This window comes from Paenibacillus sp. PvR133, from assembly GCF_017833155.1.
Lineage (GTDB): Bacteria > Bacillota > Bacilli > Paenibacillales > Paenibacillaceae > Paenibacillus > Paenibacillus polymyxa_B.
In genome coordinates, this window is sequence record NZ_JAFIBS010000001.1 from 1,331,131 (window position 1) to 1,343,668 (window position 12,538).

Consider the following 12,538-nt stretch of genomic DNA (forward strand, 5'->3'; position numbering starts at 1 on the left):
GTAAACCTTGGATTTATTCGACACTCATACTCACTTGGATGCGCCACAATTTGACGAAGATCGTGAAGAAGTTATAGCACGTGCTGTCGAATCAGGAGTAACACGGATGATCAATATCGGATTTAATCGTGAGACCATTCCATCCACTATGAAATTGGCCGAGACGTATGATTTTATTTATGCGGCAGTTGGATGGCATCCGCAGGATGCTATTACAATGCAGGAGGGCGATCTAGAATGGATTGCATCGTTATGCAGTCATAAAAAGGTTGTAGCCATCGGAGAGATCGGTCTGGATTATTATTGGGATACATCACCGAAGGATGTGCAGCATCGGGTGTTTCGAAATCAAATTGGTCTGGCTCGTGAGCTCAAAATGCCCATTGTTATCCATAACCGGGATGCACATGAAGATATTGTTAAGATTTTGCGCGAGGAAAAAGCGAGTGAGATTGGCGGAGTCATGCACTCCTTTTCGGGTAGCTGGGAAACTGCCAAAATGGTGCTGGATATGGGATTTCACCTTTCCTTCGGTGGTCCAATAACGTTCAAAAATGCCAAGCAGCCAAAAGAGGTGCTCGCACAGGTGCCGCTGGACCGTCTGCTCATTGAAACTGATGCTCCCTATCTGACGCCTCATCCGTTTCGTGGGAAGCGAAATGAGTCTGCACATGTGAGACTGGTAGCAGAGGCTGCAGCCCAAATCAAAGGGATTACAGTGGAGGAATTAGTGTCAATAACGACCCGAAATGCCCTGGAACGATTTGACATTCAATGAAAAAGTGAAGAAATCGATCAAAATAAAGAGATAGACGAAGCTAATCATGAATTTGTTGCAGGAAACTCGAGAATATTACAATATTTTAACCGAATATTTTAAAAAATGTACTTGAAACCTGCTTTACAACATGCATAGAAACAGGATATCATCTTTTCAGTGAATTGTTGTTTGAATGTAAACATCAACAAGTCATTTCATGAACCAGTCTCGCTGAGTCCCTTTTACAGGGAACGGGGGAACCGATATGGCTTACAGTACGTCCGGCATATGTGCAAGAAGGGAACGTCTCTTCCGCCAGCCGGCTCGACCTAAATTCTTTCCCCGGATGGGATTGAATAGGTGGAGGAGCCGTATTTCGATTTCTTTCTGGGTCTTCGGGGTGAATGTGAAGGCGACCGCCATGAGCGGTTGACCCAAGCTAGGGCGACTCTCTACGTCCGAACCCGACAGCTAACCCCGTAAGCGTAACAAGAGAGAAGCCATCTCGTGCATGAGTTTTCCCGCATATTCACACATGCCGGAAGCCACGAAAGAGCTCTCTAGTCTCTTTCTCTGGCTTTTTTTGTTGTGAATAAAAGAAAATCTGTCATCATACTGTGGTTAAACAGGGGAGGACAGCATGCCGCGAAGACGGGTACATGGTGCAGGACAGTCGCAGTTTGGGCTTGTCTTGTAGAAAATCTGTTATAGTCACGTCAAATCTCAACTATGTCTTACTCCAGACGGCGGGCTATGTAAGGAGGACGGAGGAAATGGGCATTTTCCAAAAAAAGGATACCCATGAGTCACGCTCATCCAGCATGTCTTACGTATTGCGTTGGAAGCAAGAGAATGTGCGCCAGGCTGCTTTGGTTGCTATTTTTCTAATCGCGCTAACGATTATGATTTCAATTCTGATGTACACGCAATCTAAAAAACAAGTCTTTTTTGTCATCGATGGCAAGGCGTCTGCGGTAGAAACCCGGGAATCCAAGCTTCAAGATTTGCTGAGCGAGCATTCCATTTCACTTCAGCCGCATGATACAGTTTCCATGCCGCTAAATGGAGCAATACAGGATGGCGATCGCGTAGTCATTAAACGTGCCAATCAAGTCAAAGTATCTTCAGGCAATGAGACGAAAAAGCTGTACACAACAGAAAATACAGTAGAAGGTGCCATTCGTACCTCGGGCTATAAATTATCATCAACGGATAAAGTTTATCCTGCGTTGGATGCCTCTGTTTCGTCTAACATGGACATAAAAATCGTCCGTGTGAAGAAACAGCAGGTCGAACAGAAAAAACAGGTGCCTTATCAGGTCATCAAAACGGCCGATCCGAGTCTTTATAAAGGCGATAATCGGGTCATTCAAAGCGGCAAATCGGGTGTGGTCGTCCAGCACGTTCAAAAGGTATATCATGATGGAAAGTTGGTATCCAAACAGCTGGTTAACAAGGAAGTTGCACAGAACCGTGTGGATAAAGTCATTGCAGTAGGAACGAAGAAAAAACCGGTCGTTCTGGCTGCTTCCGTCGGTCCCAATGATGCGGTTAAGGCAACAACGGTTAGTTCGGGCAGTGCTGTCCGTAAAGCAGGCATCAATTTTAAATATAGCAAAGTTTTACAAAATGTCTCCATGACGGCGTATTCCTCACAGGAGCCAGGTATCGGTACACGTACTGCATCCGGCGCACGTGTCACGGAAGGACGCACCATCGCGGTCGATCCGAGTGTAATTCCAATCGGCTGGTGGGTATATATCGAAGGGGTGGGCTTCCGCCGTGCGGAGGATACCGGTGGCGCGATTAAAGGCCACAAAATCGATGTGTATTATGAGAGTTTGAGCCGAGCCAACCAATTTGGTCGTAAGCACGGTAAAACCGTTTATGTTATCGGACCGATAAAGCCTGAAATCAACTAAAACAGGTTGTGTATGTTGAGGGCAATGCGATAGTATTAACAACATAGTTATGCCATGCTAAGAAGAGGATATCCTCTTCTTATTTTGTTTTCAAAAGCAGGGAAAGATAAATATAGCTTGCTGTGTAGCAGTGGAGGGAAACGCAAATGATCAAGGAAGTGATCGTGGTAGAGGGCCGGGATGATACGGTGGCCATTCGCCGCGCTGTTGAAGCGGATACGATAGAAACTGGCGGCTCAGCCATTAATAAAATGACGCTGCGTAAAATTGCATTGGCGCAGGAGCGGCGGGGGGTCATCATTTTAACCGATCCCGATCATGCAGGGGAGCGCATCCGTAAGATTATCGCTTCCAAGGTACCCGGCTGCAAGCAGGCCTTTATACCCGAGGCAGAAGCGACGCGTAAAGGAGATATTGGCGTGGAGAATGCCTCACCGGAAGCGATCAGACACGCTCTTGCACGGGTCCATACGACAGTGGAAGGCGCCGACCCGCTGATTGAGTGGGCGGACCTGATTGATGCTGGACTCATCACCCATCCTAATGCTGCTGCACGCCGTATGGCCTTAGGGAATGTGCTGGGTATTGGTTATTGTAACGGAAAGCAGCTACATAAACGGCTCTCTGTATTTCAGATCAGCCGCGAGGAATTTGCCGGGGCGCTGGCACAAATTGAAAGTGAAGGATTGTGATATCCGTATGACAGGGATTCAAGATATAGCAACACCGCGGCGTACGAAGGACATTATTCAACGGCACGGTTTTTCGTTCAAAAAGAGTTTGGGACAAAATTTCCTGATTGATCAGAATATTCTCAATAAGATTGTAAATGCTGCCGGATTGGATGAGACGAAGGGCGCACTTGAGATCGGTCCTGGGATTGGTGCTTTGACCGAGAAGCTGGCCCAATCGGCCAAGGCAGTTACCGCTGTCGAGATTGACCAGCGGCTGCTGCCAATTCTCGAAGAAGTGTTGGCCCCTTACGAGCATGTGAAGGTACGTCATGGAGATGTGTTGAAGCTGGATTTGCGCGAGGTGTTCGCAGCCGATTTTGCAGACGTGAGCAAAGTAAGTGTCGTGGCTAATCTGCCGTACTACGTTACTACACCGATTCTGATGAGGCTGCTGGAGGACAAGCTCCCTTTGGAGAATATCGTCGTTATGATCCAAAAAGAAGTGGCTGAGCGTATGGCTGCGTCTCCTGGAACGAAGGATTACGGCAGCCTGAGCATTGCGGTGCAATATTACAGCGAACCTGAATTAGTCTGTATTGTGCCGAATACAGTATTTATTCCCCAGCCGAATGTTGAGTCTGCAGTCATCCGGTTGCGTGTACGGGAAGCCCCTCCAGTGGAAGTGGTGGATGAGAAGCATTTCTTTGAAGTGGTTCATGCTGCTTTTGCCCAGCGTCGTAAAACCATTTCCAATAACTTAAAAAGCCGTTTCTTCACCAAAGAGAACAGGGACACGCTGGAGCCGTTGTTGCAACAAGCTGGTATTGAACCCTCCCGTCGAGGAGAAACGCTAAGTATTGAGGAATTTGCGCGTCTCAGCGCTGTGCTGTTGGAGGCAGGTATATCCTAAGCTGGAACCAAACTGTGCATTCACCCATACGATATAGGAGGGGTGATACAGTGTGATGAGTTTAGGAGACTTGGTCGTTCGGAAATCGTACGGCGGAGATGTCACGTTTCGTGTTGAGGACATCCAGCGGGATAAAGCGATCATTAAGGGAATAGAATTTCGGCTGCTGGCCGATTCCCCAGTGAACGATCTGGTCAGAGTGCCTGCAGACCAGATTAGCGGTAAGACTCAGCAGGCCCATATTAAGGCTGGTGAGTCTCTTAATCTGTTGCAACGGGCACGCCAGCAGCAAGCTGCTCGTAGTCAGGCAGCTCTGGTTGGGGACTGGAGTGATCCGGTCGAGTCAACGTATTTTGAAATGCCGGGAAAGGTTCTTCATCTGGATGGAGATCCCGGCTATTTGAAAAAATGTCTCAGTTTATATGAACAGCTCCGTGTTCCTGCAGAGGGACATCACGTTCACGAATCGGCAATGGCGGACACGTTGTACCGACTGCTTCCCCGTATCCGTCCGGATATCGTAGTCATTACCGGACATGACGGTGTGCTGAAGCAGCCACAGCCTTACGATTTGTACAGCTTGAAAAGTTATAAAAATTCGCAAAATTTTGTGGCGGCGATTCAGGTAGCAAGACAATATGAACGTCATCTGGATTCGCTGACGATTGTAGCGGGGGCGTGCCAGTCCCATTTTGAGGCGCTGCTACGTGCGGGAGCGAACTTCGCCAGCTCACCAGGGCGTATCCTGATTCACGCGCTGGACCCCGTTTACGTGGCTGCCAAGGCGGCCTTTACTTCGATCCGTGATACGGTCAACATGGGGGACCTGTTTCACCAGACAATCAGTGGCAGCCGCGGAGTGGGTGGAATTGAAACTAGGGGAAGCTATCGCATCGGCCTGCCGAAGCTTGAAAATTTGTCTACGCTTAAAGTAACGCCTTCCGCAATCTAGGATTCAAATGTGCCAATAGGGTTAATCTGAACAAAAAGCCTCTGCTTTCAGAGGCTTTTTGTCATTTTTTATATAAATTATTCCTGTTCGCAAAAAATTAAATTGACAACTTATTTTTCGTGTTGTTATAATATTTAGCTTGATTTGACAATCCCTCTAAAATTCGTTATAATGGACAAGGAAAGAGGTGGTCGTTAGGCAATGGCTAAAAATACGCTGTTGGAAATCAAACGCAGTCTCGACGCACATGTAGGGCAAAAAATTTTGCTGCGGGCTAACGGCGGACGCCGTAAGACCGTCGAACGAACTGGTGTCTTGGAAGAAACGTACCCTTCTGTTTTTATCGTCAAGCTGGATCAGGAGCAACAGACGTTTAAACGTGTCTCCTACAGCTATGCTGACATTCTTACCGAGTCGGTGGAAGTCAGCGTATATGATCCCGACTCCCATACAAGTGTAGTCGAATATTTTGAAACACCTTAATTAATTTCGTGATTTATACCAGCTTCGCAGGTTTAACGACGGCTTCGTCATTTCAAATGACGGGGCCGTTTTGTATATACAGAGCAGGATGAAGCATGACATCTCTGCACATACTAAGCCGGGAATGATCTTCCTTATTCCATTGCCGAAGGAGGCGTATGTATGAGCCGAAGAAGACGGAGTGTCATGTCGGAGGAGCTAAAGTACGAGCTGGCCAAAGATCTTGGATTTTACGACACGGTCAAGGAAGAAGGCTGGGGAGGCATTAAAGCCAAGGATGCGGGCAATATGGTCAAGCGGGCTATCCAACTTGCCGAGCAGGCAGCTTCCCGCAAATCGTAGCCATCGGTGGTGCTGATGAAAAGCGGGGATATCCGGGATTAGACCGGGTCATCTCCGCTTTTTTGAACCTCATGACTTGACACGCTGAGTCTGATATAATATGTTAAGCTGTCTTGAGGGAAAAGTTGAAGGTGGGTGAACGCCTTGAAAATATATGAAAAAGCACCGGCGAAAATCAATTTAATGCTTGATGTTCTACGTAAGCGGGACGATGGTTATCACGAGGTCGAAATGATTATGACCATGGTCGATCTGTCTGACCGATTGACGATGTCTGAGTTACCGCGTGATACCATTATTATTTCAAGTCAAGCCGGGTACATACCATTGGATGAAAAGAACTTGGCTTTTCAGGCTGCGCGTCTGATCAAAGAACGTTATAACGTGTCTACGGGCGTCCACATCCATCTGGATAAGCATATCCCAGTGGCGGCAGGGTTGGCAGGTGGAAGTAGTGATGCTGCCGCAGCGCTGCGTGGACTGAACAAGCTATGGAAGCTTGGCATCTCGGATGCAGAGTTAAGGGTGCTGGGTGCTGAGCTGGGCTCAGATGTACCTTTCTGTATTACAGGGGGTACAGCTTTAGCGAGCGGACGCGGAGAACTGCTCAAGCCACTTCCGAATCCGCCACAATGCTGGGTGATCCTTGCGAAGCCGCCGATTAATGTGTCGACGGCTGAAGTGTATGATCGTGTCAAAGCAGACCAGATTACGCACCACCCGTCTGCCCGCCAGATGGAGCATGCGATCCGTAACGCCTCTTTTACCGATGTATGCAACGCGCTGGGGAATGTACTGGAGGATGTAACACTAAAGCTGTATCCAGAGGTAGAGCATCTTAAAAGCTCCATGATCCGCTTAGGAGCAGATGGTGTGCTGATGTCAGGTAGTGGACCTACAGTGTTCGGACTGGTATCGAAGGAAGCCAAAGTGCCACGGATTTACAACGGACTAAGAGGGTTTTGTAAAGATGTGTATGCAGTACGACTTTTGACCTGATTTTAGATATTTTTTTCTTATTATAGTGGTAATTGTTGTACAAATACGTACGAAGATGATATATTTACTATTAAATATTCGGATTTTACTATATCACTTACATTCCGCCAGCAACCGGCCAGTCCGCCGGTGCTTTACTGTACAAAGCGGGCGGCAGGAGAATAGATCGCGAGGAATTGTTGTGAAAAAACTTAAAAGAAGCTCACGATTGGTGGAAATGACGCAATTTTTGTTGTCACGGCCGCATACGCTGGTGCCTCTTACTCATTTTGCGGATCGCTACGGGGCAGCTAAGTCGTCCATAAGCGAGGATCTGGCCATCATCAAGGAAGTATTTGAGGATGAGGGCACTGGCGAGCTTCTGACGCTGGCGGGAGCGGCAGGGGGCGTCAAACTGATCCCAAGGCTTTCCAAGCAGCATGCGCTTGCGTTTGCGAACGACCTGTGTGCACAACTGGAGCAGCCTGACCGCATATTACCGGGAGGATACCTGTATTTGTCCGATTTGCTGGGCCAACCTGCGATGATGAACGAAGCTGGTAAAATATTCGCGACCGCTTTTGCCAATCGTCAGATTGATGTGGTTATGACGGTGGAGACCAAGGGTATTCCACTTGCCTATGCAACCGGAGCACAGCTGAATTTGCCAGTCGTTCTCGTACGGCGTGATCATCAGGTGACAGAAGGTTCGGCTGTAAGTATTAATTATGTTTCAGGATCACAAAAGAGCCTGCATACGATGTCTTTATCCAGACGTGCGATGCGTGAGAAATCGCGTGTGCTCATCGTAGATGATTTTATGAAGGCCGGTGGCACCATTCAGGGGATGGTCGATTTGTTGGCTGAGTTTGATGCTGAGGTGGCCGGTGTAGGTGTGCTGGTAGAATCAGGCGAGGTGGAGAACGAAGAGCGCCTGCTGCACGATTATATTTCACTGGCGAATCTGACCGCAGTCGATTCTCGAAGCAAGCAAATTACAGTCAAGCTGGGCAATTATTTTGATGAGTGAACAGGGCAGTAAATTGTCACAATCCATCATAAAATACCTAAATATGTCGAAAAGAAATCTTTTCAAAAAAATTACCTGAATTTAGGATACGAATTGCCGAAAAAAAGAAGGATTTCGAACTGCTGTGTGGAATGTATACACCAAGTCCTATTTGGAAAAAGGTGGTGAAACACACATGCAGATTACGGATGTTAGACTCCGCCGAGTGAACTCAGAAGGAAGAATGAAGGCGATTGCATCCATTACGATTGATAACGAGTTTGTTGTTCATGACATCCGAGTTATCGACGGTAATAACGGGATGTTCGTAGCTATGCCAAGCAAACGAACTCCAGACGGAGAGTTTCGCGATATCGCTCACCCGATATCTTCAGGAACCCGTGAGAAGATCCAAGCTGCTGTATTGACTGAGTACGAACGTGCAGCTGTGGATGAAGAAGTTGCTATTGAAGAAGGCGCTTAATTCGCCTAAAGCAGGATTGGGGTACAAAAGAAAAAGAGAGCCACTAACTGTGGCTCTCTTTTCTTTTTGTCTGGAATGAGATATATTCTTTAGTGAGTTAACAGTCAGTTTTAAGGCAACTTGGAGCCATCCGGGCTGCCGAAGCGGCTTTTTCATAAGACAGGGACTAGGCAGCGATGCGTCCCGGGGATGAATGTCCAGCACAAGCTGGCCTGAAAAAATAGCCATTAACCAAAGGTTCGCCGTTATTTTTCAGGAGGATTGTGAAAAGTTAAGCAAAATCTGATCTGGGAATTAACGTTTTAGCCAAGGGGTAACTGTTATTTTCAGGATAGGAGGTTGGACTTGTTGGAAAGGTTGGCAGTCATTCTTGCCGCAGGGCAGGGAAAACGTATGAAATCCAAATTATATAAAGTTCTGCATCCGGTGTGCGGAAAACCGATGGTCGGGCATGTGCTCAACACGGTTCGTGAAATCGGTGTGTCCCGAAGTGTAGTCGTCGTGGGTCATGGAGCAGAGGCGGTACAGTCTTATTTGGGACCGTCGGCAGAATATGCGCTTCAGGCAGAGCAGTTGGGAACGGGCCATGCTGTCAAGCAAGCCAAGGACTTGCTCGGTCAGGAAAAAGGTACAACCATTGTCATTTGTGGGGATACTCCTTTGATCACAGCGGAAACGCTAGAGGGCTTGGTGCAACTGCACGAGAGCCGTGGGGCGGCTGCGACGATTCTGACCGCTGAGTTGGACGACCCGAAAGGATATGGACGAGTTATCCGTGATGCTTCCGGGGCCGTGCTCAAGATCGTGGAACAGAAAGATTGTTCACCTGAGGAAGATGCTGTCCGGGAGATCAATACGGGAACGTACTGCTTTGACAATGCCAAGCTGTTTGCAGCGCTGGACAAGGTAACGAACACCAATGCACAGCAGGAATATTATCTGACAGATGTCATTGGTATTTTGCATGGTGAAGGTGAGCAGGTTGAGGCGTATTTGACAGATGATGTGTCTGAATCCATCGGTGTTAACGACAGAGTCGCTTTGTCGGTAGCTGAGGGCTATATGCGTGAGCGCATCGTCCGCAAGCATATGCTGAATGGTGTCACTGTCATTGATCCGTCTTCTACCTATATCGGGAGCGAGGTTGTTATTGGTTCCGATACGGTACTGTACCCGAACACATGGCTGCATGGTCAAACACAAATCGGAGAAGATTGTGTGATTGGTCCGCAGGCTGAGATTCAGAATACGATTATCCATTCAGGCGCAACGGTAAAACATTCGGTGTTGAACGAAGCAGAAGTGGGAAGCAGTACCTCTGTGGGGCCGTTTGCTTATCTGCGTCCAGGCGCGAAGCTTGGCGAGCATGTGAAAATTGGTGATTTTGTTGAGGTGAAAAATGCGACCATTGGAGATCATTCCAAGGTGTCTCATTTGAGCTATGTCGGTGATGCCAAGGTGGGTACAAACGTAAATATTGGCTGCGGGGCAATAACGGTCAATTATGATGGATATAATAAATCTATTACAGAAATTGAAGACGATGCCTTTATTGGCAGCAACGTGAATCTGATCGCCCCGATTAAGATTGGAAAAGGTGCTTATGTTGTAGCAGGCTCCACTGTAACACATGCTGTCCCTGATAACGATCTGGCCATTGCCAGACCACGTCAAGAGAACAAAGCCGGATATGCGGACAAAATCCGCGCACGTGCCAAAGCGAAGAAGAAAAGATCGGAATGACCTTAATCAGCAAGCTGTTGAATCTGTAATGAATGAACCAGCACGGAGGGTTTCTATTAATGACTTATTGCGATTCCAAACTCAAAATATTTACTTGTAACTCCAATCCGAAGTTAGCCCACCAGATTGCGGACTACATCGGCATCCCAATGGGGGAATCCCATACCACATCGTTTAGTGACGGTGAAATCCAGGTTAAGCTGTCGGAAAGCGTACGCGGCTGCCATGTGTATATTGTGCAGTCAACTTGTCTGCCGGTTAACGACAACTTGATGGAGTTATTGGTTATGATTGATGCACTTAAACGCGCTTCTGCCAAAAGTATCAATGTCGTTATGCCATATTACGGTTACGCTCGTCAGGATCGTAAAGCTCGTTCACGCGATCCGATTACAGCGAAACTTGTCGCTAACTTGATTGAAAAGGCGGGGGCTCACCGCGTGATCAGCATGGATTTGCATGCGATGCAGATTCAGGGATTCTTTGATATTCCAGTGGATCATATGCTGGGAGCGCCAATTTTGGCCCAATATTTCCGTTCCAAGCAAATTGAGAACCCGATTGTCGTCTCACCCGATCATGGCGGGGTTGTTCGTGCGCGTAAGCTGGCGGACTTCCTGAGTGCGCCGCTCGCTATTATTGATAAGCGTCGTCCAGAGCCAAATGTCAGTGAAGTGATGAATATCATCGGGAACATTGAGGGTAAAACGGCTATTTTAATTGATGATATCATTGATACAGCCGGAACGATTGTATTAGGTGCAAATGCGCTTAAAGAAGGCGGCGTAAAAGATGTGTATGCATGTTGTACACATGCTGTGCTTTCTGGTCCTGCTATGGAAAGACTGGAGAATTCGCCATTAAAAGAGGTGGTTGTGACGGATACGATCCCGATCGTTCACCCGAATCCGACAAGCAAGCTGAAGGTATTGTCTGTGGCTCCATTAATGGGAGAAGCTATCATCCGTGTGCATGAAGAATTGTCGATCAGCAAACTGTTTGAAATCGAATAAGCGCTGGCTCATTAAAAAAGGGGTTGCCTTTTCCATATGGAAGAGGTAACCCCTATCAGCATGTCAGGCTAAAAGCCTGGGCGAGATATGAATGTGAAGCGTTGACGATTGTATAGTGTGTCCTCTATTTCGACGAAATGCTCATTAAAACGCGCAACGATGCCAATCTGAATATGTACATTCCCGTCATATATCTGGACAGGAACGGAATGTTTTAAATGATATAGAAAATGGCTGTCATATAAGAGGATATCACCTTGATTGAGCATACCGGCACGCACCTTCCTATTCAATACAACTATTTTACCAAAAAATACAGACTGCGAAAGAGGGTGTCAAGGTTATGAAGTGGATTGTAGGATTGGGCAACCCCGGTCCCCAATACGAGAAAACGAGACATAATGTCGGATTTATGGCATTGGATGCTCTTGCCTCGCGTCATAACATCCAGATTAACCAAAGCAAATGCAAGGCGTTGATTGGAGAAGGCCACATTGGTGGCGTAAAAACCGTACTGATTAAGCCAATGACCTATATGAATCTATCAGGCGAGTCTCTACGTGCTTATATGGACTACTATAAGGCCGATATGGAAGATCTGGTTGTCGTGTACGATGATCTGGATACTGAAGTCGGTAAAATAAGATTGCGTTATCAAGGTAGCGCAGGCGGTCATAACGGCATTAAATCGATCATTCAGCATACCGGCACGCAGTCCTTCAATCGGATACGTATGGGCATTTCCCGCCCGGAACCTGGACATGCTATTGTCGATTATGTTCTGGGTACCTTTCCCAAGAAGGAAAAAGAATTACTGGCCGGAATGATCGAGGACACGTGCAACGCCTTAGAGCATAGCTTGAGTCATCCGTTTGAACGGACGATGGCTGAATTCAACAAGTAAGTTCAGACGCAGGCAGACGGGCTTAAATGGAAGATTGTTGGACATACTGAAAGGTATAGAAAACTTTCAGGAGGCATATACATTACATGATTGTTAATTATGTATGCAGACATTGTCGAACTTTCTTGGGACGAATTGATTCCGCGGCAATAACCGAAGAAAGGTTGGGCTTCCATTCCTTGACCCCTGCCGAACGTAGAGATATAATAGCGTATAATTCGGGTGGTGAAGTGACCGTCAAAGTCATTTGCGAGCATTGCAGTCAGGCATTGGAGAATAATCCTGAGCTGAGTCTGCTCGTTAATCCGCTCCAATAACAGGTATTCAACTGGTAGGATGTACCAGCTTGAGAGGTGAAGCGGCA

The 12,538-nt window shown here is 47.3% G+C and carries 15 protein-coding genes and 1 riboswitch; of the genes, 14 read left to right on the forward strand and 1 reads right to left on the reverse strand.

The window, feature by feature from the left end; all coding sequences use genetic code 11:
- The first annotated feature begins 7 nt into the window (after positions 1-7).
- From JOE49_RS05960 to JOE49_RS06015, 12 genes are all read left to right on the forward strand, one after another.
- A complete protein-coding gene (locus tag JOE49_RS05960) occupies positions 8-778 on the forward strand; it encodes a TatD family hydrolase (protein WP_013308115.1) in 771 nt (256 codons plus the stop codon).
- 201 nt (positions 779-979) lie between these two features.
- Positions 980-1,262, forward strand: a riboswitch (cyclic di-AMP (ydaO/yuaA leader).
- Between the two features lie 271 nt (positions 1,263-1,533).
- Positions 1,534-2,682, forward strand: a complete 1,149-nt coding sequence (locus JOE49_RS05965) for a 3D domain-containing protein (protein ID WP_209940728.1) — start codon at positions 1,534-1,536, stop codon at positions 2,680-2,682.
- Between the two features lie 146 nt (positions 2,683-2,828).
- Positions 2,829-3,374: a ribonuclease M5 gene (gene rnmV / locus JOE49_RS05970; RefSeq protein ID WP_013308117.1), complete on the forward strand. Its 546-nt coding sequence runs from the start codon at positions 2,829-2,831 to the stop codon at positions 3,372-3,374.
- 7 nt (positions 3,375-3,381) lie between these two features.
- Positions 3,382-4,266 carry a 16S rRNA (adenine(1518)-N(6)/adenine(1519)-N(6))-dimethyltransferase RsmA gene (gene rsmA / locus JOE49_RS05975; RefSeq protein ID WP_013308118.1) on the forward strand — a complete coding sequence of 295 codons (885 nt, stop codon included), beginning with the start codon at positions 3,382-3,384 and terminating at the stop codon, positions 4,264-4,266.
- Between the two features lie 55 nt (positions 4,267-4,321).
- On the forward strand, positions 4,322-5,218 hold the full coding sequence (gene yabG / locus JOE49_RS05980) for a sporulation peptidase YabG (RefSeq protein WP_023986432.1): 897 nt from the start codon (positions 4,322-4,324) through the stop codon (positions 5,216-5,218).
- A gap of 201 nt (positions 5,219-5,419) precedes the next feature.
- Complete coding sequence (veg, locus tag JOE49_RS05985; protein WP_013308120.1) at positions 5,420-5,701, forward strand: biofilm formation stimulator Veg; 282 nt, start codon at positions 5,420-5,422, stop codon at positions 5,699-5,701.
- Positions 5,702-5,863: 162 nt separating this feature from the next.
- Positions 5,864-6,043, forward strand: coding sequence for a small, acid-soluble spore protein, alpha/beta type (locus tag JOE49_RS05990; RefSeq protein ID WP_007428013.1), 180 nt, complete (start codon positions 5,864-5,866; stop codon positions 6,041-6,043).
- Between the two features lie 144 nt (positions 6,044-6,187).
- Positions 6,188-7,042 (forward strand): 4-(cytidine 5'-diphospho)-2-C-methyl-D-erythritol kinase, encoded by an 855-nt coding sequence (ispE, locus tag JOE49_RS05995; protein ID WP_209940729.1) that lies wholly within the window; start codon positions 6,188-6,190, stop codon positions 7,040-7,042.
- 181 nt (positions 7,043-7,223) lie between these two features.
- Entirely contained in the window at positions 7,224-8,051 is an 828-nt protein-coding gene (purR, locus tag JOE49_RS06000) for a pur operon repressor (protein ID WP_013308122.1), read from the forward strand.
- 175 nt (positions 8,052-8,226) lie between these two features.
- Complete coding sequence (gene spoVG, locus JOE49_RS06005; RefSeq protein WP_007428016.1) at positions 8,227-8,514, forward strand: septation regulator SpoVG; 288 nt, start codon at positions 8,227-8,229, stop codon at positions 8,512-8,514.
- Between the two features lie 345 nt (positions 8,515-8,859).
- A complete protein-coding gene (glmU, locus tag JOE49_RS06010) occupies positions 8,860-10,257 on the forward strand; it encodes a bifunctional UDP-N-acetylglucosamine diphosphorylase/glucosamine-1-phosphate N-acetyltransferase GlmU (RefSeq protein WP_209940730.1) in 1,398 nt (465 codons plus the stop codon).
- 59 nt (positions 10,258-10,316) lie between these two features.
- The gene (locus tag JOE49_RS06015; protein WP_013308125.1) at positions 10,317-11,270 is read left to right on the forward strand and encodes a ribose-phosphate diphosphokinase; all 954 of its coding nucleotides are present in this window, start codon (positions 10,317-10,319) and stop codon (positions 11,268-11,270) included.
- 68 nt (positions 11,271-11,338) lie between these two features.
- Here the strand turns inward: JOE49_RS06015 and JOE49_RS26770 are convergent, their stop codons facing one another.
- Complete coding sequence (locus JOE49_RS26770; RefSeq protein WP_023986434.1) at positions 11,339-11,539, reverse strand: hypothetical protein; 201 nt, start codon at positions 11,537-11,539, stop codon at positions 11,339-11,341.
- A 74-nt stretch (positions 11,540-11,613) separates the two neighbouring features.
- Between JOE49_RS26770 and pth the strand changes: the two genes are divergently transcribed.
- Both pth and fin read left to right on the forward strand, forming a co-directional pair.
- The gene (gene pth, locus JOE49_RS06020) at positions 11,614-12,174 is read left to right on the forward strand and encodes an aminoacyl-tRNA hydrolase (protein WP_023986435.1); all 561 of its coding nucleotides are present in this window, start codon (positions 11,614-11,616) and stop codon (positions 12,172-12,174) included.
- An 86-nt stretch (positions 12,175-12,260) separates the two neighbouring features.
- Entirely contained in the window at positions 12,261-12,491 is a 231-nt protein-coding gene (fin, locus tag JOE49_RS06025) for an anti-sigma-F factor Fin (RefSeq protein ID WP_013308128.1), read from the forward strand.
- The last annotated feature ends 47 nt before the right edge of the window (positions 12,492-12,538 follow it).